Source organism: Roseburia sp. TF10-5, from assembly GCF_003462365.1.
Taxonomy (GTDB): domain Bacteria; phylum Bacillota; class Clostridia; order Lachnospirales; family Lachnospiraceae; genus Roseburia; species Roseburia faecis.
This window is the reverse complement of sequence record NZ_QTYW01000003.1, coordinates 200687-227676: the sequence shown is the minus strand read 5'-3', so window position 1 is coordinate 227676 and position 26990 is coordinate 200687. Positions and strand designations below refer to the sequence as shown.

Annotated in this window: 30 protein-coding genes and 2 pseudogenes; 3 read left to right on the top strand and 29 right to left on the bottom strand. The window is 47.2% G+C overall.

The genetic code is table 11. The features are described from left to right. Positions 1–2: 2 nt before the first annotated feature. The 27 genes and pseudogenes from DXD06_RS04855 to DXD06_RS04730 form a co-directional block, all read right to left on the bottom strand. Positions 3–617 carry a hypothetical protein gene (locus tag DXD06_RS04855; RefSeq protein WP_015522558.1) on the bottom strand — a complete coding sequence of 205 codons (615 nt, stop codon included), beginning with the start codon at positions 615–617 and terminating at the stop codon, positions 3–5. Between the two features lie 64 nt (positions 618–681). Further along, on the bottom strand, positions 682–1227 hold the full coding sequence (locus DXD06_RS04850; protein WP_007884387.1) for a DUF6550 family protein: 546 nt from the start codon (positions 1225–1227) through the stop codon (positions 682–684). A gap of 112 nt (positions 1228–1339) precedes the next feature. Further along, positions 1340–1888, bottom strand: a complete 549-nt coding sequence (locus tag DXD06_RS04845) for a hypothetical protein (protein ID WP_007884388.1) — start codon at positions 1886–1888, stop codon at positions 1340–1342. Further along, positions 1885–2289, bottom strand: coding sequence for a DUF4320 family protein (locus DXD06_RS04840; RefSeq protein WP_007884389.1), 405 nt, complete (start codon positions 2287–2289; stop codon positions 1885–1887). The genes DXD06_RS04845 and DXD06_RS04840 overlap by 4 nt, the downstream gene beginning before the upstream one ends. A gap of 23 nt (positions 2290–2312) precedes the next feature. Continuing rightward, positions 2313–3179 (bottom strand): hypothetical protein, encoded by an 867-nt coding sequence (locus tag DXD06_RS04835; RefSeq protein WP_044927312.1) that lies wholly within the window; start codon positions 3177–3179, stop codon positions 2313–2315. Positions 3180–3199: 20 nt separating this feature from the next. Continuing rightward, positions 3200–4129 (bottom strand): type II secretion system F family protein, encoded by a 930-nt coding sequence (locus DXD06_RS04830; protein ID WP_117830851.1) that lies wholly within the window; start codon positions 4127–4129, stop codon positions 3200–3202. Further along, positions 4123–5478, bottom strand: coding sequence for an ATPase, T2SS/T4P/T4SS family (locus tag DXD06_RS04825; protein WP_007884393.1), 1356 nt, complete (start codon positions 5476–5478; stop codon positions 4123–4125). Before DXD06_RS04825 ends, DXD06_RS04830 begins: the two co-directional genes overlap by 7 nt. Then, entirely contained in the window at positions 5475–6275 is an 801-nt protein-coding gene (locus DXD06_RS04820; protein ID WP_055193259.1) for an AAA family ATPase, read from the bottom strand. Before DXD06_RS04820 ends, DXD06_RS04825 begins: the two co-directional genes overlap by 4 nt. A 12-nt stretch (positions 6276–6287) precedes the next feature. Continuing rightward, complete coding sequence (cpaB, locus tag DXD06_RS04815; protein WP_055193258.1) at positions 6288–7136, bottom strand: Flp pilus assembly protein CpaB; 849 nt, start codon at positions 7134–7136, stop codon at positions 6288–6290. Positions 7137–7251: 115 nt separating this feature from the next. Then, on the bottom strand, positions 7252–7677 hold the full coding sequence (locus DXD06_RS04810) for a prepilin peptidase (RefSeq protein ID WP_117830850.1): 426 nt from the start codon (positions 7675–7677) through the stop codon (positions 7252–7254). A 1-nt stretch (position 7678) separates the two neighbouring features. Further along, positions 7679–8095: a septation protein SpoVG family protein gene (locus tag DXD06_RS04805; RefSeq protein ID WP_117485252.1), complete on the bottom strand. Its 417-nt coding sequence runs from the start codon at positions 8093–8095 to the stop codon at positions 7679–7681. 60 nt (positions 8096–8155) lie between these two features. Next, positions 8156–8386 carry a DUF6133 family protein gene (locus DXD06_RS04800; protein WP_007886404.1) on the bottom strand — a complete coding sequence of 77 codons (231 nt, stop codon included), beginning with the start codon at positions 8384–8386 and terminating at the stop codon, positions 8156–8158. An 80-nt stretch (positions 8387–8466) separates the two neighbouring features. Beyond that, the gene (locus DXD06_RS04795) at positions 8467–8880 is read right to left on the bottom strand and encodes a SpoVG family protein (RefSeq protein WP_242863444.1); all 414 of its coding nucleotides are present in this window, start codon (positions 8878–8880) and stop codon (positions 8467–8469) included. A 14-nt stretch (positions 8881–8894) separates the two neighbouring features. Beyond that, entirely contained in the window at positions 8895–9422 is a 528-nt protein-coding gene (locus DXD06_RS04790; protein ID WP_117830849.1) for a YodL domain-containing protein, read from the bottom strand. After that, the gene (locus tag DXD06_RS04785) at positions 9419–9673 is read right to left on the bottom strand and encodes a hypothetical protein (protein WP_055232603.1); all 255 of its coding nucleotides are present in this window, start codon (positions 9671–9673) and stop codon (positions 9419–9421) included. The genes DXD06_RS04790 and DXD06_RS04785 overlap by 4 nt, the downstream gene beginning before the upstream one ends. Continuing rightward, complete coding sequence (locus DXD06_RS04780; protein WP_007886400.1) at positions 9667–9954, bottom strand: AbrB/MazE/SpoVT family DNA-binding domain-containing protein; 288 nt, start codon at positions 9952–9954, stop codon at positions 9667–9669. The genes DXD06_RS04785 and DXD06_RS04780 overlap by 7 nt, the downstream gene beginning before the upstream one ends. Beyond that, positions 9935–10384 carry a hypothetical protein gene (locus DXD06_RS04775; RefSeq protein WP_006857271.1) on the bottom strand — a complete coding sequence of 150 codons (450 nt, stop codon included), beginning with the start codon at positions 10382–10384 and terminating at the stop codon, positions 9935–9937. Before DXD06_RS04775 ends, DXD06_RS04780 begins: the two co-directional genes overlap by 20 nt. A 22-nt stretch (positions 10385–10406) precedes the next feature. Continuing rightward, the gene (locus tag DXD06_RS04770) at positions 10407–11381 is read right to left on the bottom strand and encodes a DNA adenine methylase (protein ID WP_055193254.1); all 975 of its coding nucleotides are present in this window, start codon (positions 11379–11381) and stop codon (positions 10407–10409) included. Between the two features lie 171 nt (positions 11382–11552). Beyond that, a pseudogene (locus tag DXD06_RS18085) lies at positions 11553–11645 on the bottom strand (DUF4314 domain-containing protein); the annotation flags it as partial. Between the two features lie 297 nt (positions 11646–11942). Continuing rightward, a pseudogene (locus DXD06_RS18080) lies at positions 11943–12140 on the bottom strand (DUF4314 domain-containing protein); the annotation flags it as partial. Beyond that, entirely contained in the window at positions 12134–12436 is a 303-nt protein-coding gene (locus DXD06_RS04760; protein ID WP_015522554.1) for a hypothetical protein, read from the bottom strand. The pseudogene DXD06_RS18080 and the gene DXD06_RS04760, both read right to left, overlap by 7 nt. Positions 12437–12511: 75 nt before the next feature. Beyond that, positions 12512–14164 (bottom strand): hypothetical protein, encoded by a 1653-nt coding sequence (locus DXD06_RS04755; protein ID WP_117830847.1) that lies wholly within the window; start codon positions 14162–14164, stop codon positions 12512–12514. Then, positions 14154–14762 carry a hypothetical protein gene (locus DXD06_RS04750; protein WP_243000852.1) on the bottom strand — a complete coding sequence of 203 codons (609 nt, stop codon included), beginning with the start codon at positions 14760–14762 and terminating at the stop codon, positions 14154–14156. The genes DXD06_RS04755 and DXD06_RS04750 overlap by 11 nt, the downstream gene beginning before the upstream one ends. Positions 14763–14831: 69 nt before the next feature. Then, positions 14832–15602, bottom strand: coding sequence for a hypothetical protein (locus DXD06_RS04745; protein WP_243000851.1), 771 nt, complete (start codon positions 15600–15602; stop codon positions 14832–14834). Positions 15603–15737: 135 nt separating this feature from the next. Further along, the gene (gene rlmD, locus DXD06_RS04740) at positions 15738–17162 is read right to left on the bottom strand and encodes a 23S rRNA (uracil(1939)-C(5))-methyltransferase RlmD (protein WP_117830844.1); all 1425 of its coding nucleotides are present in this window, start codon (positions 17160–17162) and stop codon (positions 15738–15740) included. Between the two features lie 57 nt (positions 17163–17219). Continuing rightward, positions 17220–18164 carry a 3'-5' exoribonuclease YhaM family protein gene (locus tag DXD06_RS04735; protein WP_022045586.1) on the bottom strand — a complete coding sequence of 315 codons (945 nt, stop codon included), beginning with the start codon at positions 18162–18164 and terminating at the stop codon, positions 17220–17222. Positions 18165–18185: 21 nt separating this feature from the next. Then, complete coding sequence (locus tag DXD06_RS04730; protein WP_117830843.1) at positions 18186–19445, bottom strand: S1C family serine protease; 1260 nt, start codon at positions 19443–19445, stop codon at positions 18186–18188. 117 nt (positions 19446–19562) lie between these two features. Here DXD06_RS04730 and DXD06_RS04725 point away from each other — a divergent pair, with 117 nt between their 5' ends. From DXD06_RS04725 to DXD06_RS04715, 3 genes are read left to right on the top strand one after another with little or no spacing between them, the layout of a single operon-like run. Further along, positions 19563–21944, top strand: coding sequence for an endonuclease MutS2 (locus DXD06_RS04725; protein WP_022045588.1), 2382 nt, complete (start codon positions 19563–19565; stop codon positions 21942–21944). A gap of 36 nt (positions 21945–21980) precedes the next feature. After that, positions 21981–22676, top strand: a complete 696-nt coding sequence (locus DXD06_RS04720; RefSeq protein ID WP_022045589.1) for a response regulator transcription factor — start codon at positions 21981–21983, stop codon at positions 22674–22676. After that, positions 22673–24115, top strand: coding sequence for a sensor histidine kinase (locus DXD06_RS04715; RefSeq protein ID WP_117830842.1), 1443 nt, complete (start codon positions 22673–22675; stop codon positions 24113–24115). The genes DXD06_RS04720 and DXD06_RS04715 overlap by 4 nt, the downstream gene beginning before the upstream one ends. Positions 24116–24133: 18 nt before the next feature. Here the strand turns inward: DXD06_RS04715 and DXD06_RS04710 are convergent, their stop codons facing one another. Together DXD06_RS04710 and aspS are read right to left on the bottom strand one after the other, a co-directional pair. Continuing rightward, on the bottom strand, positions 24134–25180 hold the full coding sequence (locus DXD06_RS04710; RefSeq protein ID WP_117830841.1) for a hypothetical protein: 1047 nt from the start codon (positions 25178–25180) through the stop codon (positions 24134–24136). A 5-nt stretch (positions 25181–25185) separates the two neighbouring features. Continuing rightward, a complete protein-coding gene (gene aspS / locus DXD06_RS04705; RefSeq protein ID WP_117830840.1) occupies positions 25186–26985 on the bottom strand; it encodes an aspartate--tRNA ligase in 1800 nt (599 codons plus the stop codon). Positions 26986–26990: the final 5 nt, after the last annotated feature.

Here is a 26990-nt window from a genome sequence, read left to right as displayed (position 1 = left end):
CATTATTCTTTTCTCTGTTTTTTGGCTTCTGCTACAAATGTTCTAATCGTATTAACCAAATCATCCCATTGCTCTGGTTCCTTCATATGAATGTTCCCCATACGCTCGTTATTGGAATCCCTTTGTTCCATTTGTAACCATTTTCCCTCCTGTATCAGACAAACAACTTTTTCATCTTTTACAGGTTCATCTTTTTTTAGGAACATCCATGTAACACAGTCTGTCAAAATAATAAAATCACAATATTCAAACTCTGCTTCTATCTGTTTTTTGTTTTTTCCCAATTCTAACCCTTGATAATTTTCCAAATTGGGTTTTTTCAGCTCAATTGAAACATATGGTTTTGTAGTATTCGTATAGCTATATTGTTCCGGAACGATAATAAAATCCTGCAAGCTATGTGAATCCGCATAATTTTTACGCTTATGAAGTGGATTTTTGGTATCATCCTTGTATCCTTTGTTATCCCAAACTGCTACCAATTGTTCACTTTCTGTAAGGATCGATTGTATAAAATCTCGGATTACAAAACCAAAATAAATCTCTCTTCTTTCAATTTTATATAATCTTTCTACCTCTTCCACATAATCTGCATATGATATACGTTGTTTGTACATAATCCAAGAGCCTCCTTGTCCGCTTGTTATCAGTTTATATCAAACAACATTTCTTGTCACCAACTTAGTCCATGATTCCGATTTTATTGCCATTTTCATACATGTCATCTGCGTAGGTGCCTGAGCCTTCCCCTTCATCGGTAATCCATCCGAAGCCTTCCACATATACCATGCCGTCTTTGGTATCACCTGTCTTTGGTGTCTGGTTCTCTGCCGGATCCGGTTCCTCCTGTTTTTCCTCCTCGTAGGACGGCGGTGTATCCGGCTGGTCCGTGGCGGTTCCCTCAGACAGTGCAGGCGGCTCACTCGGCTTTTCCGCTTCCGTTTTCTCCGGGGTTTCCTGAATTTCCTGCTCCCTGTCATTTACGGAAGTTCCTGTCTCCGTCTCGATCACAAGCGGCTCTTCCGTCTCTGCTTCTGTGCTTTCTGCCGGAGCCGGTTCCGGTGTTTCTGTCTCCACAAAAAGTTCTGTCTCCTCCGATTCTCTCTCCACGACCTGTGCCTCCCTGTCCGGCTCATGGTAGAGCGCCCTGCTGATTCCAAACACAAGCACCGCACATACTGCTAGAAGTCCTGCGACTGCCAGCCACTTTTTTGTCTTATCTTTCATGGCATTCCCTCCTTATGCTTTTTTGATTGATTTTCGTAGTTCACACGCTACCATAGAACGTCTGGAAAGTCTATGGAAATGTAATAAGTCTTACGATATCTGTAACATGTTACTAAAATTTCTCCCTGTAGGCTGCCCTCACCTTCAACCTGACCGACATATTCGACAAGATTTTTCCTGCGAAACGCACAGGCACTTCCATCGTGACCTCTGCATCCGCATAATAAGTTCCTCCCGGCGATGCCAGTGCCGTGTTGTGGATGTCCACAGAAAGATTTTTGAGCCTGTACTCCAGTTCACCACTGTTGTTATAGCGGACATAACTGTTCCCATCCTCTTCCAGACCAAGCAGAAAACACATCCTGCCATAGATATCCCCATGGTCCACGGATGCCGCAAATCCCGTATCGTCCGGCTCATATCCTGCAGCATATCCTTCCCTGACACCATGATAAACTTCATTGTAATTGTCGTTTACCACGGAAACTACGGCAGATTCCATGGCATCTTTGATTCCGGCTGCCGTGATGACAAGGCGCATGTATTCTGAAACACCAAGGATAATAAAAAGCATGGCTATCGCTGCAGCTACAGCAACCGGAGCCATGCTTCCCTCCTGCCCTGTCAGAAGTCTTTTGAAACTCTGATAGCATTTTCTCATTTCCAATACACCTCACTCTTTCCCGATGCCCTCGCCCTTATGGTTACCGGGAACGACCTTAACTTTCCAAAAAGTCCGAGGTCTTTCTGTAACGTCAGTGTTACCGTCACCTCTTCATTCAACTGGATTTTTCCGGTCCCAGACCAGCTTACGGCTGGATGTATCCCTGTTTTTTCCTCCAAGGTTCTCTGCCTTGCGGTTGTCTCACTTCCAACCCTGCCGCTGATCTCTGCCTCCCGCACCAGCTCGTCTGCAAAGTTGTCTAGCTGTATCTTCGTGATAAAAACCGGGAATATCCTGACGCCAAGGGCAATGACAAACATCACGCAGAATACAACGACTGCCGCATCGATATATCCCTCCCCCTTTTTGTCCCTCATGATTTTATAGATCCGCTTCATTTTTTCTCCTTCCTGCGCTTTTATCAGAACAGTGTTCCCATGGACTTTATGATCTCATAGCCGATGATGGCAAAATAGGTTGCAAGGAAACATAAGAGCATGGCAAAAGAAAAGACACGGATTTTCGGCGGGATTTTTGCCGCCTTTGCCTTTAACCTCTGCAGTTCTGCCTGCTTGAAGTCGTGTGTGAGCATCTGGAAATACACTGCACCGTCATCTCCTCTTAACACACCGATCAGTCCGCGGACCACATCGGAGAGCTGCGGGGAATTGAGCCTTGCCTCGAAACGGGTGAGTGCTGCCTCATAGCTGCTGGAGCGCATGTCGGCACACACAATGTCCAGTTCCTTCTGGAACATCTCCCCGGCATTTTCCTTATAATGCTCCAGCATGGAAAGTACATCCCTGCTGTTTTTCAGCTCCTGTGTGATGGTGGAAACAAAACGGTACAGTTCCCCCTCGATCTGCTCCCTTTTTTCCCTTACCAGCTCTTCTGCTTTTCTTGTCTCCTTATAGTAGACCATGACTCCTAAAAGCACGAGCATGATGGCAAGCAGCGGAAATACATGCAGTGCCGGAAGGATCAGGAGAAAAATGCTCCCTGCCTTCAGATAGGCATACGCCATATAGGTTTCCGGTGTCATCTTAAGTCCTGCCGCATTAAGGACATTCTGCATCCTGCTTTTTTTGTAGGCATTCATTCCGATGTATTTTCCTAAGTATGCCGCCCCGTCCATGTAGAACGCATCCAGTGTTTTCTGCAGTTTCTTTTCTTTCTTCCCTGACTGCATCATCGCCCTGCCGGTCCGCAGTGTCGGCAGCTTTAAGATGCCCGACAGCAGAAGGAACAGTCCGCATGCCGTCAGGATGAATACAACTATCAGTACGATTTTCAATTTATCCCTCCCCCTTATGTCCGGTATTCAATCGGCTTTGTCAGTTTTATGACGCATGCCGTGGAAACAAAAATAATTGCGCCGGTAACCGCCAGCATAATCTGCCCGGGGATGGTATGCATGAGCGTATCGTACCAGGACTGGTTCAGGAAATATAACAGCGGGATATTCCCTACTGCCAACACCACCATTGTGATAAATTCCTTTCTGGGTTCAAATACCAGATATTCCAGCTCTGCATTCACGATGCGCATGTCCGACAGTTTCGCCACGATCGGTGTCAGCGTTGTCTTTAGTGACCTGTCATACAGGCAGGACTTTAAGGCATCCACCCACTCCATGAACACATCATTTTCAATCTTTCCCTTAAGCTCCTCCAAGGCTGCTTCAAGGTCTGGATCTATGAGGCGGATTCTTGACACAAAATCTGCAAACACGGTCTTGACCGGCGGATTTAAATATTCGAGGTTTTCCTCCACCGAAGTAAGGATGTCCTCACTTCGCAGGTATGCCGTTGTAATAATGGACAGTGCGGTTTCCAGTTCCGATGACACATCCTTTTTGAAATGGGATGCGGTCAGCCTGATGTACCAGAACGGCAGAAATAAAAATCCGCACGCCAGCACCGGAATTAAAAAAACATTTCCGATCATGACGGCAATGGCTGCTCCTGCGGCAAGCATCAGGAGGGATGCCGTGCATAAAAGCGGGAACAGCTCCTCCCTGTCCGTTGTTTTCAAAATTGCCTGTACTTCCTCGATTTCCCTTCGGAAATAGGATTTTTTCCTGCGCTTGGTTTCCTCCAGTATCTCCTCACGGATTCCTTTCGGTGCGTCCAAAAGCCTGTGGAAAATGTTCCCCGTAAAGTCATTTAGCCGGATGTGGAACAGCAGGAATGCCCCTGTAATGATCCCGATGCAGGCAATGACCTGTAATGTCAGCATGCTTTCTCCCCTCCTTTTTCAATTCTTTCCAGCACATCTTTTGGCATGCCGTTTTCCAAAAATCTCTTTTTGAGGCTCTCGGAAATTCCGCACACCTTCTTATGCGTGCCGTTAATGATAAAGCGGTCCCCTTCCATCCGGTTTTCGGTGATCTCATAGCGGTACAGCGGGTTGAACTTCCGCTTTCCGTCTGCCGTGATCTCACACTCCATGATTTCCATGAGTTTCCTCTTGCGGTTCTCAAGCTGCTTGGTGAACACCACGATAGGGAATGCCTCCGTTACAAGGTCCATCAACACCTCGTCATCCATGTCATATTTTCTCTTGCACAGTGTCCTCATTCGGCTGTAAGTGGATTCACAACTGTTGCTGTGGATCGTGGTAAGCACCGTGTGTCCGGTTCTTGCCGATTCCTGTGCCGTGTACGCCTCCGAACTACGCATCTCCCCGACACAGATGATCTCCGGGTTAAAACGCAGTGCCATATCAAGGAGCATGTCCTGATCAATGTTCTGCTTTTCATTTTCGCTGTATCTGGTCAGCGTATGGATGACACTGTTGGTCACTTTTCCATCCTTTTCCCTTACGAGTGCCAGCTCACGGCTGCCGTTTTCGATGGTAAAGATACGCTTTCCATCCGGTATGGTGGTAAGCAGCCAGCCTGCAAGTGTGGTCTTACCGGAACTGGTGGCTCCTGCGACACAGATGCTGATGCCATAACGCAGACACTCTGCCAGAAAGTCCAGCATTTCCCCCGTTGCGGTGCCGCCATCCACAAAGTTTTCCTTTTTCAGGCTCTGCGGATTGACAATACGGATGGATGCTGCAATCCCCACATCTTCATCCACGAGCGGCGTCTTTAACACGGCGATTCGGATATTCTTGCTCAGATGTCCTAACACCGCAGGGGAGGCATTGTCCAACACCATGCCCGACACATGGAGCATGCGCCTTATGACATTGACCGCATGCTCCGGGGACTCGAAGTGTTCCTCCAGCTTTTCACACCTGCCGTCATTGTACTGTATCTCGATATCCCGCCAGGAATTGATATCGATTTCCTCTATCCCTGTTCCAAAAATGTACTTGGTGAGGAAGGAAAACTCTGCCATTTCCGTGTAAAGGTCATCGATCAACTGTTCCTGTGTTTTTCCCTTTACCGTGATACGGTAGTCACAGATGTACTTTGTAATGTACCGCTTGACCTGCTGTTTTACTTCCTCGCTCCCGCCTTCCACCATGAGCGTGGAATATTTGCTGGAGATATACTCCTGCACCTCTTTTAAGACATCCGAAAATGCCCTTCCCTTTTCCTCCGGGGAAAAGAACAGATTCTGGTTATTTTTCATACCCCGAATACCTCCCTGCTGATTTTCTCTATCTCCCTGCGGAATGCCCGGCTCTCCTTCAGGCCGAGTTCCCCAAGCAGTTCCCCTTCTAAAAACTGTGCTTCCACCTCACTGCTGTGCGGAATCTGGAACGACACACTGCCAAGGATTTGTTCCATGTGGCTGCTTGCCTCCTGCTGTCTGATATTGGACACGGCCTTCAACTGCTTGTCGGCATCCCATTTGTGGTCTGATAGCAGTGGAAGCTGGGAGGATAAGTAACTGATGGATTTTAAGTCACACCCTGCCAGCCTTAACACCGTATCTGCCTCCATCAATGCGACCGCCGACAGGATATCCGATGCGATATTGCTGGTGCAGTCCACGATGACATACGGTGCGATCTGTGCTGCAAGCTGGAGCAGTTCTGCCGCCTGCTCTTTTTCATAGGGCGGATAGGTGAACACATTCTCCCCCTTTAACATCCCGACCATGGAAAGATAATCATTCTTCCGGTAGAACATGCAGTTCTTCTTGATGAGGTTTTCCGTCACATGGGATGCGGCAAGAATGCTCCCCAACGACCTTTCCTGTTCAATGTCTGACGGTGCGCATAAGTAAGGCAGCGGCGGAGTGATCATATCCGCAAGGATTAAAATGACATTTCTCTTTTTCTTTGCCAGATGCTCTGCCAGTTTCACAGACACCACCGTCTTGCCGGAGGAAGGGCTGCCCCACACGGCAAGCACGCCTCCCTCTTCCGGCATCTCTTCTTCCCTTTCCTGCTCCAAATTTCTCTGGAACAAAGAATTTTTCATGAAATTCAAACACTATTCCTCCATATCCGTATCATTTTTCTCGTCTGCCGAGGTTTCTTCTGCCGTCACTGCATCCGCTTCCCCTCCTGTCCTCGGCACCTCATTTTTTACAACAGATACCTCTTCTTCCTCTGTGGTTTCTTCCAGAAGCTCCTCCAGCACCAGATCCTGTGCTTCAATGAACTGTGCAGCTTTCTGGCTGTCTCCCCTGTATACCAGTGACAGATGGATTTCTCCCTCTGCTTCCAGCCTTGCCAGCAGTCTGCTCTGCTCCGGTCTGACTAACACCGTGACGGTGGACGGAAGCTCCTTCTCCTCTTCCTGCTCCTGTGTATTAGCATCATAGCCGGACTTTGCCGTCACTGCGATGACCTCCACATATTTTAATTCTGCCGGGATCACTGTCTCCCCACTGCCCAGGTAATCCGGTGCGATGACCGACACAATATCCCCGCTCTTTAATTTGCCGGAGAGTCCTTCCGCAAAAGAACTGATGGTGATGGAGATTGCCTGTTTCTCCCCGTTTAAGTTGTAAAGGTATTTATTTTCTGCAGCCGGCTCGTCCGCTACTTTTTCTGCTACGATATAATCCCCTGCATAAACATCCGCGGTCAGATATTTTCCTTCCGCCTCCGTGATGCTCCTTAACACATTTTCGGGCAGGTTGTAACCTCCCACCTCGACTTCCTGCAGCATTCCTTTTTTGATCTCTTCGCCTGCCTTAACGTCCTTTACAAAACGCACGATTGTGGTCTTTTGGGACAGTCCGGCATTGACAAGCGGTGTCACTGCAAAACAGATGAGCAGGGACACTACAATGCAGAGTACCCCAAGAACAGTACGGTTTTTTAACAGTTTCATGATTCTCTTCTCCTCCTATCTCGATGTCTCCGTATATTTTTTCTTTCTTGCTGCCACGACAGTTCCTGCAAGCAGTGCCATAATCCCTGCCAGCAATAATTTCTTTTTCAATTCTTTAACCTCCTATCCAGATACCAATCAACATTCCTGCAAAAAGAAACGGAACAAGCGGGTATGCCTGTTCCTGTTCCTTCTCCTCTTTTTGTTTCTTTCTGTTCTTTTTCCTGCCCATGCCCCCTGCCGCATGCCACAGCACCAGCAGGCACAATGCAAGGAACAGTCCCGTAAACGCTTGGCTCGCTCCAAGAACCAGGCCGCATACCCCCATGAGTTTCACATCCCCTCCGCCGATTCCTCCTATGGTAATGCCTGCAAGGAGCAGCGGAAGTCCTGCAAAAACTCCCAAAAGATTTGGCTGTTCCGGTGGCAGCATGCTGGTAAGTGCCACCAGAACGACCAGACAGTCCGGGATGGTCCTTGTCCTCATATCCATGACCGCCGCCAAAAACAGAGCAGAAAAAAAGAAAGCCAGCCTGATCATGCTACATTCCCATGTTCATGCCGCCTTCTTCCTGTTCCAGCTCCTCTGCCTCCTCCGGTTCCTCGTCCAGATCCGTCTGCTGGTGCATAAAAGTTTCATACGCTTTCTGTACCGTCTGGTCAAATTTTTCCTTGATTCCCCTGTCGGCAAAGAACACCGCATCCTTGTACTGTTCATTTGCCCCTGTCTTTGTTTTCGGCATGGCAACGGTCAGCCCGTAGTCATCTTCCTTGATTCTGACATTTCGGATCGTCATGAAATCCCCGATCTTTACATCGGCAAGGGCAAGGACACCCTTTTCCGGCTGTGTTTTTGTGATGGTAGCCTCCATCTGCATGTCTGCCCCTGCATTTGCCTGCACTGCGGCATTTTCCTGTACTGCTTCCTGCTGTGTCTGTGTGTTTGCTCTTCTAGGCATCTGTTTTCCTCCATATCCTTCTGTTATTTTTCCTGTTTCCCTGTTTTGGACCGGTGTTCCTTATCCTGCGTAGTTGAACATGTCCTGAATCCTCTGTGTAAGGGTAGGCATCACCACATCCCCGAAGAGTGCATAAAGACCTGCCAAGAGCAGTGCGCCGAGAACGACTGCGATCAGGATTTTGACCGCCGTATCCACGTAGTTCTCGCCCTTGGTATCCTTCATTAACATTCCTGCTCTCACGGCAACTGCCTTTACATTCTGTGCTGCTTTTTTCATCATATTTCTCATATTTTTTTCCTCCAATTTTTTCTAATGATCTGCTGAACCATTTCTGTGCGGTCCGCTCTATGTTCTCTGGTTTTATCCGGTTACATTCCTGCCATCTCCATCGGCTGTCCTTCCGGTGCCTGCATCCCATGATGCTTTGCTACCGTATCCTGCCCCTGCGAAATTGCCTGCTCATAAGCTCCGATGACTGCTTCATGGAGCTGTTTTCTGCATTCCTGCGTGATAGGAAAACAGATGTCCTTGTACTCATTCCCAGCCTTATAGCTTGGCATGGAAACAAACAGTCCATTGCTTCCCTCAATAATCTTGACACCCCGGATTGCAAATGCCCCGTTGATGTTTACGGATGCTGTTCCCTTGATGCTTTCCCCCGGCCGGATGGACTGGATGCGCACATCAAACTGGAGTGGGGAGTTTTCTTTGTTCCCTGCTCCGGATGGTGCCTGCTGTTCTGTGGTTTCTGCCCGGCTCTGGGCAGTTTTTGCCTTTGGCATAATGCTCCTCCTTGTTAAAATCTGATTTCCTCATACCCGGATGGTTCGATGTAGAAAAAGCGGCTGTTTTCCCCATCCGCAAACTCGATCACATCCGAAATGGACAATGCATGTCCCTGAAACCCTTCCGGTACTCTTCGTCCGTATTTTTCCCAGACTTCCTCCAGACTATAGTTTTCTATCTCCCCCTCATAGACTCTGACATATTCCTCCCTACGCGGCCTGTCATACCCTCTCTTTTTTCTCTCTGCCAGACTGATAAACCGCATCATGATCGGACTGTCCTGTCCCAGTTGATAGATTCTAAGCCTCCTCCCTTCCCCAATGCTGACCTCCGCTGTCTCTTTGACACCACCTCCCTCCGACAGCCGGTCATACACACCCTCCCGGAATACGGGTTCCACCAAAAACTGTTCCTTCACAAATGAAACCAGCTCCTCTTTCTGGAACATGCAGTCAATGACTGCTTTCCCGTCTCCCAGATAGCCAGCCGGATTCCCATAAAAAAATACGATCCCGTTCTGAACATAAATCCTTTTCATACGCTTTCCCCACCCATGCTGCGCAGGTAAGGGATCAACTGCCTGTCTAAGAATGCCTTGTCCCCGCAGAATACAAACATCTTGGAGAGTCCGATCAAAAACGGCTCGCCCTCCATGGTGTGCAGGGTGATGATGCTTCCCTCATCGCAATGCCGGATAAATTCTGCAATGGAGCAGAGATTCCCGTCCACCAGCGTCTGGCTGACCTGATCGTCCCTGATTTCAAATGCCCTGTACTTATTCCTTAACAATCCGTACCTCCCTCCTGCTGTGCGAATTTCAGAATCCTTGCCGCAAGTGCCACCTGTTTTGCCGGACTCATATGTTTTACCGCCGCATTTACATAGGCTTCCACTGCCTGCGGGTCCTGACTCCCCATCTCCACGATATCTACTTTGGATACCATGATTTTTCCACTGCTCACGGACAGCTTTACGATATCCCCGCTCTCAAGCTCTGCCATCTGGCGGAATTCTTTCGGGATCAGGATGCGTCCTTTTTCGTCTAACAGCTTATACACCGGTTTTTTCATCCGTTCCCTCCTCTGTGGTCCGCAAGATGATGTTTACCTTATCCTCCGTGATGCCAAGCTCCCTGCAGATGGCAAGCAGTTCCTCCGGCACTTCCGTCCCCTGCACAAGTTCTGACGGCAGGATGATAATGCGTCCTTCCTGACACACAATGTCAAGGTCTGCGTCCATCGGGATTCCGGCATCCCTTAATAATTCTTCCGGTATCTGGAACGCAATGTTTTCCTCCTTTGCCAGTTCCTCTGCCACATCCTGTCCTGCCCTTGCAAGCAGGAACTCCTTTGCCGTGTTCTTAAGTTCCCCGTCCTCTGCCATATACACAAGTTTCACGGTGTCACCGGTACAGATACCAGCCTGCTCTAACACCACTGCGGGAATCTCAATACACCCGTTTTCCGTCATCTTTCCTTCCATTTCTACTAACTGAAGCATGTTTTCCTCCTTCTTTCTTTTTTTATGTGTCCTGTGGCTCTTCCTCTGTCTCCTTTCCCTTCCACCGAACCGTTTTCTGTTCCCCGTACAGTTCAAACAGGTTCATCTGCATCGGCATGCTTTTTTTCCTTTCCTCCATGTCATAGTTGGCGATCAGCACTTCCGGGAACTCACTTCCGTTGTCATACCTCTGTGCAAGGTTATTGATCCTTGTCACCGCTTCAATCTGAAAGTCCTGATACAGCTCACGGATATAGGCACAGTCGTTATAGGAAACCATGAACTTTCCCTGTATGCCTTTTAAGGTATCCCTGAGCCTCACATGATCTTCCTTACGGAACACCACCTCATAGTGTCCCTCGGTTTCAAAATACGGCGGATCGCAATAAAAAAAGGCATTCGGTCTGTCATATTGACGGATGAGTGCCTCAAAATCCTTATTCTCGATCACGGTATCCTTCAGCCTGCGGTTTGCCTCCCAGATGATGGTAAAAGTTTTGCGTATGTCAAAAGGCTGGCAGCCATAAGAGGTGCATCCGCTTCCATAGCTGTAACGGATGATCTTATAAAATGCCGCTGCCCTTTTTACATCCCCTACTGCGGCACGCTCCATGAGAATGTCACGGATTTCTGTCGCCTCTGGTTCTTTCAAGAAGTGTGTTGCAATCTCTAATTCTTCTGCAAGATGTTCACTCTTAAATTCTTCCATGGTCAGAAATTTCCGCAGTGTTGTAAATTCATCTCTGGAGTTGAGCGGCAGGAAGGACAGTTCCCGAAGCAGTGCCATTGGCCTTTCCTTGACACAATAAAAGAGGTTTGCAAGATTTGAATTAAAATCATTGTAAACCTCCATGCATTTATCCGGCGGTTTCCCGAATAAAACCCAGCCGCCACCGCCAAATACTTCTATGTAGCGGTCATAGTTTTTCGGCATGCGCAGATAGATCAGGTCGCGCAGTGCTTTCTTGCCGCCAACCCAGCTTATGATGCTGTTCAAATTTTTTTCCTCCTATTTTGGTTCATTCATATGGAAAGCCTCCCCCTGCACCAGCAGTTCATCCACCATCCTGCGGATGTCTGCCACCTCCTCCGGCATCTGTGTAAAATCCACATGGTGGTCCCTTTCCACAAGCGGTGTGTACCAGTAGTCATATGGGATATAATACTCTGCCAGTGCCTGTTTCTGTTTTTCACTCAAAGAGCTGCTTCCCTGCTCCATCATGCCGCCCGGAGTCATGAAAATCGTTCCGAAGTGTTCCCCGGAAGACTCCAGATCAAGCGTGACAAGTGCCAGCGTGCGTATGCCGGAATCCCTTCCGCAGACCACCGCCGGCATCATCACCATCCCATACTCCTCATCCACATATCCTTCCCCGTACACGGTTTCAAATGCCTGATGCATGGCAAGCAGCTTTTGGGCAGCATAGGCGGTATCCCCTCCATTGCATGACACATTCAGCCGATAGAAATCTGTTTCTTTTAATATCTCATTTACTTTCCCTAAAAACTCCCTGCATTTCTTTTCGGACAGGGTTTCCTTCTGCGGTACGACAGTAAAGTCATCCTCTTCCACATTCAGAGCCAGCGTGCTTCCATTTTCCCATTCCACATGAATTTGTCCGATATCATCCACATCAATTACTTTTCCCTCCATGCCGGACGGCATCTGGTGTTCCCCTTCCATCTGCCCCAGCCTGACCACGGTACCCGCAGGATATCTTTCCTTCAGCCGTTCTATCTGTTCCCTTCTTAACATTCCTCACCTTCCTCGATTTCTTTTACCAGTTTTCGGATTCGTATTCCATCCTTTATTCCCTGTATATAAAGCTGTTCCTGTTTTATCTGGCTGATGTCTAACATGCATCCAAAAAGTTCTGTCACCATCCTGTACGCTTGTGGGTTTGACAGCTCCAGTTCTTTTCTTAAGTCTGCCAGGAACTTTTTTTCCTTCTTTGAAAGTTCCCTTGCCTCTTCCTGATCCATGATCTGCTGGCGGTATGATTCGATAAGCTCCCCAAAAAACTGCACCATGACTGTATCATCCAATTTCATCTGTTTGCCTCCTTGGTTTCTTTGGGACACACAATACTACATACACCAGCACATATCCAGCAGAATATTATTTTTTTACAGGGTCTGCGTCATGCCATGATTCCAGATTCTGTCCAGTTCTTCCTCTGTCATGACGCCCCAGTGTCTTTCCTGTGTCCAGAAACTGACATACAGTTCTCCCTCCTGCGTATAGATTGGTCTTTGTTCAAAGCCTTCTCCCCAGCCGTCACTCATCTGTCCGTCCCAGTAATTTTTCAGTTCATAGATTTCATTTTGTGTCAGCGGCTGGCAGATACTGCATTCCAGAACTCCGAACAGTTCTCCCCGGATGTTCTGCACTTTGGGGAATGCACTAATCACTTTTGCAGCCACCTGTCTGTTCCCGTCAAAATAATGCATAAGTCCCCTCGGTTCTTCTTCCACATGCCTTTCTTTGAGGATGGCTTTCTGGATTTGTTCCTCATAATCTGCCAGTTCACTCCGGTACAGCGTTTCCTGCTCCTCTCCATTCTGATACATCATCCCTATCAGCGAATTGTAAAGACAGAACGTTTCACAGGGTATCCCGTTTTTTTCAAGCGGATCGGCAAACTCTCCCTGATATTCCTGATACTCATGGATTGCCCGCTGCGTGCCAACAAAGCCTTCGGAAATAAATCCGCTGTCTGTCATCGCTGCCTGTCTTTTATCACGGGCAACCCCGGCATAATCAATATACGGCAGGAGAAGTTCATCAATTTCAAATATCCCAGCCTCTTTAACCAAAAATTCCCCATACTCTTTATCCGTATGTATCTGCGGATGTATTTCAAATTCATCCAGATTCTTTGCGATGTAAGTGATATCGGTAAATTCACTTGTCCCCACAAATCCTGCCGCCATTGCAAGCCGGTCCATTTTTGCTTCATCAAAACGGCTGACGGTCTGGCACATCTCATTAAAAAGAGTCAGTTTCCGGACATCCCCCTGCAGAAACATACACATATCTTCCGGGGAAGGAAGGATGCTTTCCGGCAGCCGGATATTTTCTATCCCGTTCACAATTCCTTCGGCAAAAGCTGCGATGTTTAATCTTTTCTTTACCTTATCCATGGCACTGATGTCTGTTGGCAGATAAAGGTACTCCTTATCCCCTGCCTCATTTCCAAGAGATAAAACTGCCACGGTTTCATCCGGTCTGTCGATGTATTCTGGAAAGGTTTTTCCGTTATAGACCTCCTCCATGTGGAATCCCTGATCTACCAGTATCCCATGTGGCAGGAACTTACATTTTCCTTCTGAAAAAATCTTCTGCGCATATGCGTTAAAATCCATTCTGCTCTTTTCTTCTTCTGAGATTGCAAGATGCCGGTCCAGATAAAGCCTCAGCCCGACACGGTTTCCGTCCGTCAAGTCTGTAATCAGGGACAGTCCCTGCAGGCTGTAAGTCAGGTTAATCAGTTGTTTCATTTCCCGCATGCCTGTCTCACTGCTGTAGACACCCACCACTCTTTTTTCATATTCCGTCATTCCATCCAGCCTTCTGGCAAAGAAATTAAGTTCGTCCATGTTGACGGTCTGGCCTTTCAGGAACCCAAAATAGGACGGTTCATCCCACACCTCACTGATACAGCATACCGGTACAATATCTTCTATCCCGATACATTTCATGCAATACTGCATGTCCATGTCCGTTGCCGGCAGAGTTATATCTACAGTCTGTCCCCCATTTTTTGCTCTAATCTTCATTCCACACCTCCCGTTCTACGATGTCCACCCCATACCTTTCCATCACGAATGCATTGACGATGAGCCTTAAGATTTCATCCGGTATCAATTCCCTGTCGGTCAGCTCCGACAGCCTGATATGCTTTGTCCCCAGATACACATCCCTTGCCGCATGGAACAGGATATATTGTTCCAGCGTAACGCTGCCAAGCCGGATGCGGTCAAAATAAATCCCCGTATCCAGCACCTGCTTAGAAACTTTCTCCCACAGGTTTTCATCTGCAGACAGAAGAAATACTGCGGCGGCATAATTCGGAAATCCGCACAGGTTCTTTTTCCGTCTGCCAAGCAGCAGGGAAGAAAAATCGTTTCTGTGCCTGCTGTCATAAAAAATCAGTTCCTTTTCTGCGTTTCCAAATACCTCCTGTATCCTTTTCTTTAAGTGTTCCATCTGCATCCGGCTGATGACACAGTCCACAATCTCCGAATAATTTCCCCTGCTTTTCCACTCTTCCATGTCAAACATCCACCCCTGCCCTCTGGGACGATATCCCGGCGGCTGGCGCATCTGCCGTTCTAATAACTGCAGTCTTGGACTGTTGCAAAAAAATCCCGACATCAAATCTGTCTCCTTTCTTTTTCCATAAAAAAAGACAGCACCCATTTCATTTCTAAAATAAGTACTGCCTTACATGTTCATCTGCATTCCCGCTTCCATCTCCCCTGCCTCTTCCCCGCCCTCCTGTACTTCCAGTTCCGGTATCATGTTTCTGTTTAAACTGATTTCCTCCTGCTTCATCTGTTCTGAAATTGCTGCAAGTGCAATGCTGTTCATCTTGTTCTGCAGGTAAGTTTCAAACTCCCCTTTCGCCTCTGTCACGGTTTTATCCATCTGTTCAGCAAACAGTTTCTGCAGATAGGGGATATTACTTTTTAACTCCTGCCGTACATTTTTCAATGTCGAGACGATATTTCTCCGGTCCTCCCTGCTCAGGACACGTTTCTCATCCAGAAGTTTTTCAATCTCCTCTGACCTCTTTTCCAGTTGCCGCACCAAGTCACGGGTTGCTTCATCCACTTCCCGGCGCATTACTTTCTGCCTGTCACTGTATGGGCATGGTTCAACGAATGTCCCATTCACTTTTGTAATGGTAACCGGTATCCCCTCTCCAATGTTAAGTGATGTGATTGCTTCGGCAAACTGTGTATAGGACATCTCCACCTCAACGATCATGTCATTGATGTCTGTCCCTGCCAAAAACCAGTCCTCGTTGCCCTCCCTTTCCATCATGCCTTTTGAAATGGACAGGCGTATGACATTATTATGCATGATGGAACTTCCAAACAATGCCGTTCCTGAACCACCGATTGAGGACCTTGCAAACCGAATCATTCCATAACTTGGGTGCTGCTTTTTCTCCATCCCTGTTTCTTTTCCTTTCTCTGAATTTTGTCCCAAAATACTTAAAAATCTCTTTTTTGCCTCTATGCATCTATAAAAACGTGGAAAAAAATAGGGCAAAAACTGGTCATTTTTTGCTCCAATTTTTGCCCTCAAACCACAACATCTTGTGGTCTAACATGCCTATTTTTCTTATTTTCCACAATACTGCATCAGAACTACCGACTCCACATGTCCGGTGTGAGCGAACTGGTCAAATGCCCGCACTTTTTGCAGCTCATATCCACCGTCTACTAAAATACGCAGATCTCTGGCAAGCGTAGCAGAATCACAACTCACATAGACAATCCGCTCCGGACGCATGGCAAGCATCGTGGACAAACACTGCTCATCGCACCCCTTCCGAGGCGGATCTACCACAATCACATCCGGATGGCGCATTCCTGCATCCAGATTATTGCTGTTGTAAAACGCTGGAAGTACCTCCTCCGCTTTTCCAACATAAAACTGTGCATTGGTAATTCCATTTAACGCAGCATTATTTTTTGCGTCCTCGATCGCCTGCGGAACAATTTCCACTCCGTACACCTGCCTTGCCTTCTGCGACAAAAATAACGAAATGGTTCCAATCCCACAGTACAGATCCCATACCGATTCTTCTCCGGTCAGCCCCGCATATTCCAGCGCCGTACTATAAAGTTTCTCCGTCTGTACCGGATTGACCTGATAAAACGATTGCGGAGAAATGTGATAGGCAATCGCCGTATCTTCCACTGAAAAATCTCCGGTATTACGCAGATGAATATAATCCGTGATGTATGGCATGCCCCAGATACATTCCGTGTGTTTTCCAAGAATGACATTGGTGCGCTCGGTATTTACATTATAGGAAATGGAAGTCATCCCCGGCAGCACCGAAAGCCGCTCGATGAGAGCTTCTTTTTCCGGCAGCCGGTCTCCGTTAATCACCAGACATACCATCACTTCTTCGGTGGTAAATCCATAGCGGATCAAAACATGGCGCACCAGCCCGGTTCCGGCAGCCTCATCGTAAGCCGGAATCTGTGCCTGATACATCCACTCCTTTACTGCAGACAGCACATCTTTATTTTCCTTTACCCCAAGCAGACAATCCTCCACCGGAATGATCGCATGCGTGCGCGCTGCATAAAATCCAGTCACAAGATTTCCCTCTTTATCCTGTCCCACCGGAAACTGTGCCTTGTTACGATAACGGAATGGATGCTCCATCCCAACGATCGGCAGACACACCCGCTCTAACTCCTCTTTGGAAAATCCACCAATCCTCTGCAGATTACTGCGCACCTTGTTTTCCTTGAATGCAAGCTGCTGCTCATAGGAAAGTGCCTGTATCTGACAGCCACCGCAGCGGCGGTGGAGCGGACATTGCGGTTCTACGCGGTATGGAGATGGTGTGATAATTTTCTCCACACGGGCATATCCATAATGTTTTTTCAGCTTTGTGGCACGGGCACGGATTTCATCTCCGATCAGCGCATCCTTGACGAAAAATGTCATCCCATCGTACTTTCCGATGCCTTCCCCGTCGACTCCCATATCTGTAATTTTCAAAGAAAATAAATCGTTTTTTTTCATCCTTTTAACCTGCGAAGTCGGAGTCAAAATATCTTTCGGCTCCGACTTTATCTCATCTTATTTGCTTGTCTTGCGTATATTTGTCTCCAGCAGACGGCTGTACCCCTGCCATTCAAGATTATTGTCCGGTACATTTGCCAGGATCTCCCGCATGGTTTCCATCTTTGCATCCACGTTGTCCGCGAAGCTCAAAGCCATCGCTTCAACCAGTGCCGGTTTCTTCGGCGATCCATACTCCAGTTCTCCGTGGTGCGCCAGAATGCAGTGCTTTAACTCATTTTCCAGAACCACCGGAAATCCCTCAATGGAACGGATTCCCTCGCCTACCCACTCGGCACCGATCATAATATGCCCAAGCAGCTGTCCTGCATCGGTATAATCATTTGCCGGAAACGCCGACAACTCTTTTAATTTACCGATATCGTGGAAAATCGCCGCCGTAATAAGAAGATCCCGGTTCAAAAACGGATAATTCTGCGCAAAATAATTACAGTTTCTTGTCACGCTGACGGTGTGTTCCAACAGCCCCCCGACAAATCCATGATGTACACTCTTTGCTGCCGAATGAAATTTAAACCGGTCCGCAAATGTTTGATTGTCGAAAAATCTGTGCAGCAGCTGGTTCAGGTAAGGATTTTTCACAGAATCAATATATCCTGTCAATTCGGCATACATCTCCTCCACATCCTTGTCCGTACAAGGAAGATACTCCTTAGGATCAATGTCCTCCTCTGAAACACGGCGTGCACGCCGGATCGACATCTGCAGATTTCCCTGAAAGCTGGTGACATCTCCCGTAACCGCCACATAATCCAGCGCGTCAAACTCATCAATTCCCACAGAACCCGGATCCCAGATCTTGGCATCAATCGTTCCTGTTTTATCCTGCAGGATCACATTGTCGTATGCTTTTCCGGCTTTGGTCAGTGCCGCCTGTTTGAATTTACACAGATATACTTCATTTACTTTTTCTCCTTCTCGGAGAGATTCAATATATTTCATAATAACTCCTTATTTCCAATTTTACTGCAAAACCCCTGCTTTTAATTTACAGGTAATCTTTTTATACCCCTTAGTACCTTCCCGCATAACCGTAACCGAATAGGTTTCTTTCGGTGTCAGCTGCAACAGCACCTCCCGGAATTGCTCTGCACTTGCAACCTCCTGGCCTGCAACGGAACGGATCACATCCCCGCTCTGCAGTCCCGCATCCATGGCAGGCGAATCCATCTCAACTTTTTTGATATATACGCCCTTTGGAATATCGTATTTCTGCGCAATATGCTGGGTAACCGTAGAAATGTGCACACCAAAATACGGCACCTCTTTGTCCGCAAATAATAGATCAATCACTGGCATCAGTTCTGATATTTCCACTGCAGTGAGCGTATTTGCAGAAGCCGCACTATAGCTTTGCATCACAACACCGACAAGTTCGCCATCCATATTGATCAGCACACCGCTTCCATTCTCGCTGGCAACAATATCTGTCGTGTATACACTGTAATTATTGTCCGGAGTGGAAATTTCATTGTTGGTCGCCGTAATGGTTCCGGTCAAAATCGAATAATTCGTTCCAAGCGGGCTGCCAAGAGCAATCACAATGCTCCCCTTATGTATGGTATTCGAGCCTGCTGTTTTCATCACGGTAATGGCATTCTGCGTGGAAGTCTCCAGATCCTCCAGATCCACGGTAAGTGCCGCAAGACCGGTATCCCCATCGTATCTGACCAGCTTTGCCTCTGCCACCGCATCATTTACAAAGGTAACTTTGATCTTTGCAGCATCTTTAATCGTTTTTTTCTCCGTAAGAATCCAGAGTTTACCTCCACTTTCTCCAATGATCGTGCCACAGCCCTGACCTTCCCGTTCATAAGAGTTGTTAAACCAGTCCGTATCACTGACCACCCCCGTGATCGTAACGATGGACTTATTTGCCGTATTTCCAATGGCGTACAGCTCTGTCTGAATCTGTTGGTAATCGTCCAGCGTCATCGGCTGTCTCTCTTCCGGAGTCTGTGTCTCCTCCTTTTCCTCAGACCCCTGCTCCGTTTCTTCCACCGATGCCTGCTGTGAATCCTGTGCTCCGGTATCCGGCACAGAACCTTCCTCCTGCCGCAGAACCGGAATCATAAAAAGCAGCACCAGACACACAGCCAGCGCAAATACACCCCCACAGGCAGCAGATTCCCCCAACCGGACCCACATACGTTTATAATTCTTTGGTTTGTCCTTAATCTGTTCTCTGACAAACGCATTCTTTGGTTGCTGTTTATCACTCATAACCACTATTATATTCGCATTTCCATGCACTTGCAACAATCACATTATTTTTCTTTTCCAAAATGGCACTTTGCGTTATAATACAAGAGAGAATACTATATAAAAAGGAATATCACTATGAATCAGAAAGTTTATCATACACTTGAATATTATAAAATACTGGAGCGTCTGGCAGATTATGCCAGCTGTGAAGAGGCAAAAGACCGCTGTCACAAACTGGTTCCCCTGACCGATCCTGCGGAAATTGCACACCTGCAGGAAACTACGGCAGACGCACTCAGCCGCCTGTACCGCGGAAGTGGCATCAGTTTTTCCGGCGTTCACAATGTCAACGCTTCCCTGAAACGTCTCGATATCGGTGGCACCTTAAATACCACAGAGCTCCTTATGATCTGTTCTCTGTTGGAAGTTGCCAAGCGGGTCAAAGCATACGACCGAAGCGACCGCAACGATGAAAAAACAGATTCCCTGTCACCGCTTTTTTCACAGATCCAGCCGCTTTCTCCCCTTTTGGATGAAATCCGCCGCTGTGTTGTCGGGGAAGACGAAATTGCAGACGACGCCTCTGCGGCACTTTCTAAAATCCGTAAATCCATCCGGGGGATGAACGACCGCATTCACGCACAGCTGACTGGTCTTATGAACAACACAACCACCCGCAGCTATCTGCAGGATGCTGTGATTACCATGCGTGACGGCCGCTACTGTCTGCCGGTTCGTGCCGAATCCAAAACCTCGGTTCCCGGTATGGTACATGACCAGTCCTCAAGCGGTTCTACCTTATTTATTGAACCAATGGCTGTCGTCAATTTAAATAACGAACTTAAGGAACTGTTTTTAAAAGAACAGGAAGAAATTGACCGCATTTTAGCAGATCTTTCCAACCGTGTGGCAGAAAACGCAAACGGAATCCGTCAGGATTATACTGTTCTTGCGGAACTGGATTTTATTTTTGCCAAAGCCGAACTTGCCAAAAGTTACAACGGTGTTGCCCCTGTCTTTAATGAAGAGGGGCGGATTAACATCCGCAAAGGCCGCCACCCACTCTTAGATCCTAAGAAAGTGGTTCCGATTGATGTACGTCTCGGTGCGGATTTCCGGCAGCTGATCGTGACCGGTCCAAACACCGGTGGTAAAACCGTCTCTTTAAAAACGGTGGGACTGCTGACTCTGATGGGACAGTCCGGTCTGCACATTCCGGCCGGAGATCGCTCGGAACTTGCCATTTTTCACGAAATTTTTGCAGATATCGGAGATGAACAGAGTATTGAGCAAAGCCTGAGTACGTTTTCTTCCCACATGACCAATATCGTCCGCATTTTACAAAAGGCGGATGACCAGAGCCTGTGTCTGTTTGACGAACTCTGCGCCGGTACCGATCCGACCGAAGGTGCCGCACTTGCCATCTCCATCTTAAACAAACTGCACCAGTATGGAGCGGTCACCATGGCTACCACGCATTACAGTGAATTGAAAGTTTATGCGCTCTCCACAGAAGGTGTTGAAAATGCCTGCTGTGAATTTGATGTCGATACGCTCAGTCCTACCTACCGTCTGCTGATCGGTATTCCGGGAAAAAGTAATGCGTTTGCCATCAGTTCCAAACTCGGACTGGCAGAAAATATCATTGAAGATGCCAAAGGCCGCCTGAGTGAGCGCGACGTCAATTTCGAAGATATGCTTGCCAATCTGGAACAGAGCCGTATCACCATTGAAAAAGAACAGCTGGAAATCCAGAAATATAAAGCAGAAATTGAAGATTTAAAGAAGAAACTGACCGCCAAAAATGAGCGTCTGGACAACAGCCGTGACGAGATCCTGCGCAAAGCCAATGAAGAAGCCGTACAGATTCTCAAAGAAGCCAAAGACCTTGCCGATGAGACCATCCGCAATTTCAACAAGTACGGACAGGGACAGGCGCCTATGTCCAAAATGGAAAAAGAACGCAGCCGTGTACGTGACAAAATGAGTGCCAGTGAAAAAGCACTCTCCATGAAGAAAAAGGAAACGGTCAACCACAAAGTACCTAAAAAGCTGCGCATCGGTGATTCCGTGCGTGTACTGTCCATGAACTTAAAGGGAACCGTGCACACACTGCCAAACGCCAAAGGGGATCTGTATGTCCAGATGGGAATCTTACGTTCCCTGGTCAACATCAAAGATCTGGTACTGATTGATGAAGATGCCTCTCCGGCAGCAAAAAAATACGGAGGTACTTCTTCCGGAAAAATAAAAATGAGCAAAGCGGCATCCGTTTCTACAGAGATCAATCTGATTGGTATGACGGTAGACGAAGCCATTGCCCATCTGGATAAATATCTTGATGACGCCTATGTGGCTCATCTGCCATCCGTCCGGATCGTTCACGGAAAAGGAACCGGTGCACTGCGCAATGCCGTGCAGGCACATCTGAAAAACCAGCGGTACGTGAAATCTTACCGGATGGGAGAGCCGTCTGAGGGCGGTGCCGGTGTGACCATTGCTGCTTTTGATGTTTAAATACCTATTGATTTTTTATAATAAGGAGGGATTTCCATGTCCAAACAGAAAATACTGATTGTGGACGATGACAATAATATTGCAGAACTTATTTCCCTGTATCTGACCAAGGAATGCTATGATACCAAAATCGTCAATGACGGGGAAGAAGCCCTGCACGCATTTGAACACTATAACCCTAACCTGATCCTGCTTGATCTGATGCTTCCGGGCATTGACGGCTATCAGGTCTGTCGGGAAATCCGTACCAAAAGCAACGTTCCGATCATCATGCTTTCCGCCAAAGGCGAAATCTTTGATAAAGTACTCGGACTAGAGCTCGGTGCGGATGATTACATATTAAAACCATTTGATTCCAAGGAACTGGTAGCACGCGTCAAAGCAGTTCTCCGCCGTTTCCAGCCTGCCAAAACCGAGTCCGTTGTAGAATTAAAATGTGTGGAATATCCGGATCTGACCGTCAATCTGTCCAATTATTCGGTCATGTACAATGGGCATCCGATTGACATGCCGCCAAAAGAACTAGAACTGTTATATTTCCTTGCAGCTTCTCCCAACCAGGTGTTTACCCGCGAACAGCTGCTGGATCACATCTGGGGATATGAATACATCGGGGATACCCGCACAGTAGATGTCCACGTCAAACGTCTCCGGGAAAAGATCAAAGACCATGAAACCTGGTCGATCGCAACTGTCTGGGGAATCGGTTACAAATTTGAGGTAAAAGGATGAAAAAAACACTGATCCCCAAACTCATTTTCGGTTATGTCCTGTTTGTGGTTCTCGGCTTTATCATCCTGTGTACGTTCACACAGCATGCGATCACGCATTATGCCGAAAACCGGGAGGCACAGCAGCTATACCGGGAATCTGTACAGATTGCATCGGGTTATGCTGACAATTATAATAAATACAGTTTTTCGTTGCAGGATTTTCAAAAACAGATGCAAAGTCTTGGCGAATATCTTTCTGCCAAAATCTGGATCATGGACAATCAGGGAAATATTCTTTTTGATTCTACCGATGAATCCGTCGGCAAAGATGCAGCAAATGCCAATTATAAAACGCTCAGAGGTTTCAACACTTCCGACTTTGGCAACCGTTATTATATGACCGGTAACTTTTACGGATCGTTTTCCGAAAAAAACCTTACGGTATTTTCTCCGATCACCAGCAATTACCGGATTCACAGTTATGTCATGATCCATAAGACCGTGTCCTCCATCACACAGAATGCAAACGGTTTTATGAACATTGTTTTTTATACCATTGAATTTGTTTTTCTGACAGCACTGTTCCTCCTTTTGCTGTTTGCACATGGATTTTACCGTCCACTGCATCGGCTGACAATCGTCTCCGAGAGTTATGCCAAAGGAAATTTTGAACCGCGCACACAGATCCACCGGAACGATGAACTGGGATATCTTGCCAACACCATGGATTATATGGCGAATGAACTGGATACACTTGAAGAAGACCAGAGAAAGTTTATCTCGAATGTTTCCCACGATTTCCGTTCTCCGCTGACATCAATCAAAGGATATATCGAAGCCATGTTAGACGGAACCATTCCACCGGAGCTACAGAATAAATATCTGAACATCATCCTGTTTGAAACCGAACGTCTGACCAAACTGACACAGGGAATTCTGGATCTGAACCGTTTTGGACAGCACCGGGGTATGATGCTTGACCTTACAGATTTCGATATCAACCGCATGATAAAGACGACCATCCTCACCTTTGAAGGAACCTGTTCTGCCAAAGGGCTTTCCTTTGATCTTGTCTTAACAGGACAAAAGTTATATGTTCACGGTGATATGAGCAAAATCCAGCAGGTTCTCTATAACCTGATCGACAATGCCACAAAGTTTTCCCACAATGATGCATCAATCAAGATTGAAACAAGCATCAAAAATGAAAAAGTTCTTATTTCCGTGAAAGATTCCGGAATCGGAATTCCTGCAGAAAGTATCAAAAAAATCTGGGACCGCTTTTATAAAACGGACCTTTCCCGGGGAAAAGATAAACGGGGAACCGGCCTGGGACTTGCTATTGTAAAAGAAATTATTCAGGCACACAATGAACATATCAACGTCATCAGCACCGAAGGAGTGGGAACAGAGTTCATCTTTACCCTGCCACTCGCAAAAAAAGAAGTACAGTCATAACTGACCGTACTTCTTTTTTCAGTCAATGGTAAGTTCCTGATCCTTCCGGTCATACACACTGCGATACATCTTTGTATCTATGCTTTCCTTATCCAGAGACCATTTATTTTCTTCTTCCATGGCATCTTCCCGCAGCAGATCCGTTTCAAATCGATACCCTTCCGTTGTTACAGCCCGCAGATAGATACGCAGTTGTTTCCGCGAAGGGGTTTGTCCTTCCTGTGCCTGCGTCTGTTCTACGTCTTCTTTCTGCTGCTGTGGCTTCTCATATACCATCCTGCAGGTAACGGTACCGGAACCTGAATCAACGGTAGATCCTTCCGAATTCTCCTCTACCGCCTGTTCTGTCGTCACCAGATCCTTATCGTCCTTTGATGACTCCTGTTTTTCCTCTAGCAGATTCTGCAGCAAATCCTGCGTCCAGATTTCCTCTCCATCCAGGGATGCTGCTATTTCAAAACTTTTAAAATGATACATCGCAACATTATCAAGCGTATAGGTACATTTTCCTTTCAGAGAAAGCTTTCCGTCCTTTAATGCCGGCGTTCCATCTAACGTTCCCGATAAAACCTGATCAAATTTTCCGCTGACACCATCAAAGTCCTCCACCACTTCCGTTGTCTTCTTTTTTCCGTTTGCAAGAAGAAACGTGACATTTCCGTTGAATGTTTTGTTCAGCGGAAGTGTGATATTTCCTTTGAACATGTAACCATCTGCTTTCAGCGGACATTCCGTTGTTCCGAAATAGATGCTCATCGTCGTATTATCGGTATACTCTTTCGGAATCACAGAAACTTCCACCTTATACTCGTGACGGGCAAAATCCATATCCTTTACTTCTATGGAATAATCCTCGACCATACTGGCCTCTTCTTCGAGTGTTTTTTCAATGCTTGACTGCATTCCTCCTACATCCGAAAGAATGATGTTGGTCGTATCCTGCAGATAGGCAAGCTGGTTGGTCAGCTCACTGACTTTGCCATACATCAGAATTCCGAACACCAAAAGCAAGATAAGGATCAGTACAATGAGTATTTTTTTCCAGTTTGCCTTCCATTTTTTCATAGAAATTATTCTTCGCTATCCTCACTCTTTACGATCGCAATACCAAGTTCTTCTAACTGTTTCTCATCCACAGAACCCGGTGCCTCAGACATCAGATCGGAAGCATCCTTTACCTTCGGGAATGCAATCACGTCACGGATGGAATCTGCATGTACCATGTGCATAATCATACGGTCTACACCGTAAGCCAGTCCTGCGTGTGGCGGCACACCATAGGAGAATGCATCCAGAAGGAATCCAAACTGCTCATGTGCGCGCTCCTTGGTAAATCCAAGCACCTCAAACATCTTTTCCTGAATGTCATCCTGATGAATACGGACAGAACCACCACCAAGTTCAGTACCGTTTAATACGATATCGTATGCCTTTGCGCGGACAGCACCCGGATCGCTGTCGATCTTATCCCAGTCCTCTTCCATCGGCATGGTAAATGGATGATGCATTGCCATAAAACGGTTCTCTTCATCGGACCACTCCAGAAGTGGGAATTCTGTTACCCACAGGAAATTGTACTTGTTCTCATCGATCAGTCCAAGTTCTTCTCCAAGCTGTAAACGAAGTGCGCCCAGTACGTTCCATACGATCTTATTTTTATCTGCTGCAAACAAAAGCAGATCGCCCGGCTTGCCGTTCATCTTTGCAACAAGTGCGTTTAACTCGTCTTCTGTCATAAACTTTGCGAAAGAAGACTTGTAAGTGCCATCTTCGTTAATGCACAGATAAGCAAGTCCCTTGGCACCGCAGCCCTTTGCATGCTCCACCAGCTTGTCAATCTTCTTACGCGGCATATGTCCCTGTCCCTCGACATTGATACCACGGACAGAACCACCGTTTTCCAGTGCACCGGTAAATACACCGAATCCACAGCCCTTTACGGTCTCGGATACATCGACCAGTTCCATACCGAAACGGGTATCCGGCTTGTCGGAACCGAAACGATCCATGGCTTCCTGCCACGGCATACGCTGCAGCGGAATCTGCACATCCACACCGATGGCTTCCTTAAATACGAATTTTAACAGACGCTCATTGACATCAATGACATCGTCGATATCAACAAAGGAAAGCTCCATATCCGCCTGTGTAAACTCCGGCTGACGGTCTGCACGCAGATCCTCGTCACGGAAGCAGCGGGCGATCTGGAAATACCGGTCATAGCCGGATGCCATCAGAAGCTGCTTGAACAGCTGCGGAGACTGCGGCAATGCATAGAAATTTCCCGGATGCACACGGCTTGGCACAAGATAATCTCTGGCACCTTCCGGTGTAGACTTGCACAGGATCGGAGTCTCGATCTCTAAAAATCCCTCGTTTGCCATAAACTGACGCATCAGTCCGAGCACACGGCTTTTCAGCATTAAGTTCTTTTGAATGTCCGGTCTGCGCAGATCCAGATAACGATATTTCAGACGAATATCTTCCTTGGTCTGGCTGTTCTCCTCAATTGCAAACGGAGGTGTCTGTGACTCGGATAAAATGCGAAGGCTGGTTGCGATCACTTCGATATCTCCGGTCTTTAAGTTTTCATTAACTGCTGCAGAACGCTTCTGTACCGTTCCTTCAACAGCCACTACATATTCACTTCTTAAAGTTCCTGCCTTTGCAAATCCCTCTGCTCCGACACTCTCCTCATCAAACACGATCTGTAACAGACCACTTCTGTCACGCAGGTCGATAAAAATCAGACTTCCTAAATTTCTTCTCTTCTGTACCCAGCCCATAACGGTTACTTTTTCACCGATGTTGTCACTGCTTACCTCGGTACATCTGTGGCTTCTGTGTAAGCCTTTCATTGATTCTGCCATGATTG

Coding starts and splice junctions, on each gene's coding strand:
- DXD06_RS04855 (WP_015522558.1), bottom strand. CDS start 617: ATGTACAAACAACGTATATCATATGCAGATTATGTGGAAGAGGTAGAA.
- DXD06_RS04850 (WP_007884387.1), bottom strand. CDS start 1,227: ATGAAAGATAAGACAAAAAAGTGGCTGGCAGTCGCAGGACTTCTAGCA.
- DXD06_RS04845 (WP_007884388.1), bottom strand. CDS start 1,888: ATGAGAAAATGCTATCAGAGTTTCAAAAGACTTCTGACAGGGCAGGAG.
- DXD06_RS04840 (WP_007884389.1), bottom strand. CDS start 2,289: ATGAAGCGGATCTATAAAATCATGAGGGACAAAAAGGGGGAGGGATAT.
- DXD06_RS04830 (WP_117830851.1), bottom strand. CDS start 4,129: ATGCTGACATTACAGGTCATTGCCTGCATCGGGATCATTACAGGGGCA.
- DXD06_RS04825 (WP_007884393.1), bottom strand. CDS start 5,478: ATGAAAAATAACCAGAATCTGTTCTTTTCCCCGGAGGAAAAGGGAAGG.
- DXD06_RS04820 (WP_055193259.1), bottom strand. CDS start 6,275: ATGAAAAATTCTTTGTTCCAGAGAAATTTGGAGCAGGAAAGGGAAGAA.
- cpaB (WP_055193258.1), bottom strand. CDS start 7,136: ATGAAACTGTTAAAAAACCGTACTGTTCTTGGGGTACTCTGCATTGTA.
- DXD06_RS04810 (WP_117830850.1), bottom strand. CDS start 7,677: ATGATCAGGCTGGCTTTCTTTTTTTCTGCTCTGTTTTTGGCGGCGGTC.
- DXD06_RS04805 (WP_117485252.1), bottom strand. CDS start 8,095: ATGCCTAGAAGAGCAAACACACAGACACAGCAGGAAGCAGTACAGGAA.
- DXD06_RS04800 (WP_007886404.1), bottom strand. CDS start 8,386: ATGAGAAATATGATGAAAAAAGCAGCACAGAATGTAAAGGCAGTTGCC.
- DXD06_RS04795 (WP_242863444.1), bottom strand. CDS start 8,880: ATGCCAAAGGCAAAAACTGCCCAGAGCCGGGCAGAAACCACAGAACAG.
- DXD06_RS04790 (WP_117830849.1), bottom strand. CDS start 9,422: ATGAAAAGGATTTATGTTCAGAACGGGATCGTATTTTTTTATGGGAAT.
- DXD06_RS04780 (WP_007886400.1), bottom strand. CDS start 9,954: ATGAAAAAACCGGTGTATAAGCTGTTAGACGAAAAAGGACGCATCCTG.
- DXD06_RS04775 (WP_006857271.1), bottom strand. CDS start 10,384: ATGCTTCAGTTAGTAGAAATGGAAGGAAAGATGACGGAAAACGGGTGT.
- DXD06_RS04760 (WP_015522554.1), bottom strand. CDS start 12,436: ATGAAATTGGATGATACAGTCATGGTGCAGTTTTTTGGGGAGCTTATC.
- DXD06_RS04755 (WP_117830847.1), bottom strand. CDS start 14,164: ATGAAGATTAGAGCAAAAAATGGGGGACAGACTGTAGATATAACTCTG.
- DXD06_RS04750 (WP_243000852.1), bottom strand. CDS start 14,762: ATGTCGGGATTTTTTTGCAACAGTCCAAGACTGCAGTTATTAGAACGG.
- rlmD (WP_117830844.1), bottom strand. CDS start 17,162: ATGAAAAAAAACGATTTATTTTCTTTGAAAATTACAGATATGGGAGTC.
- DXD06_RS04735 (WP_022045586.1), bottom strand. CDS start 18,164: ATGAAATATATTGAATCTCTCCGAGAAGGAGAAAAAGTAAATGAAGTA.
- DXD06_RS04730 (WP_117830843.1), bottom strand. CDS start 19,445: ATGAGTGATAAACAGCAACCAAAGAATGCGTTTGTCAGAGAACAGATT.
- DXD06_RS04725 (WP_022045588.1), top strand. CDS start 19,563: ATGAATCAGAAAGTTTATCATACACTTGAATATTATAAAATACTGGAG.
- DXD06_RS04720 (WP_022045589.1), top strand. CDS start 21,981: ATGTCCAAACAGAAAATACTGATTGTGGACGATGACAATAATATTGCA.
- DXD06_RS04715 (WP_117830842.1), top strand. CDS start 22,673: ATGAAAAAAACACTGATCCCCAAACTCATTTTCGGTTATGTCCTGTTT.
- DXD06_RS04710 (WP_117830841.1), bottom strand. CDS start 25,180: ATGAAAAAATGGAAGGCAAACTGGAAAAAAATACTCATTGTACTGATC.
- aspS (WP_117830840.1), bottom strand. CDS start 26,985: ATGGCAGAATCAATGAAAGGCTTACACAGAAGCCACAGATGTACCGAG.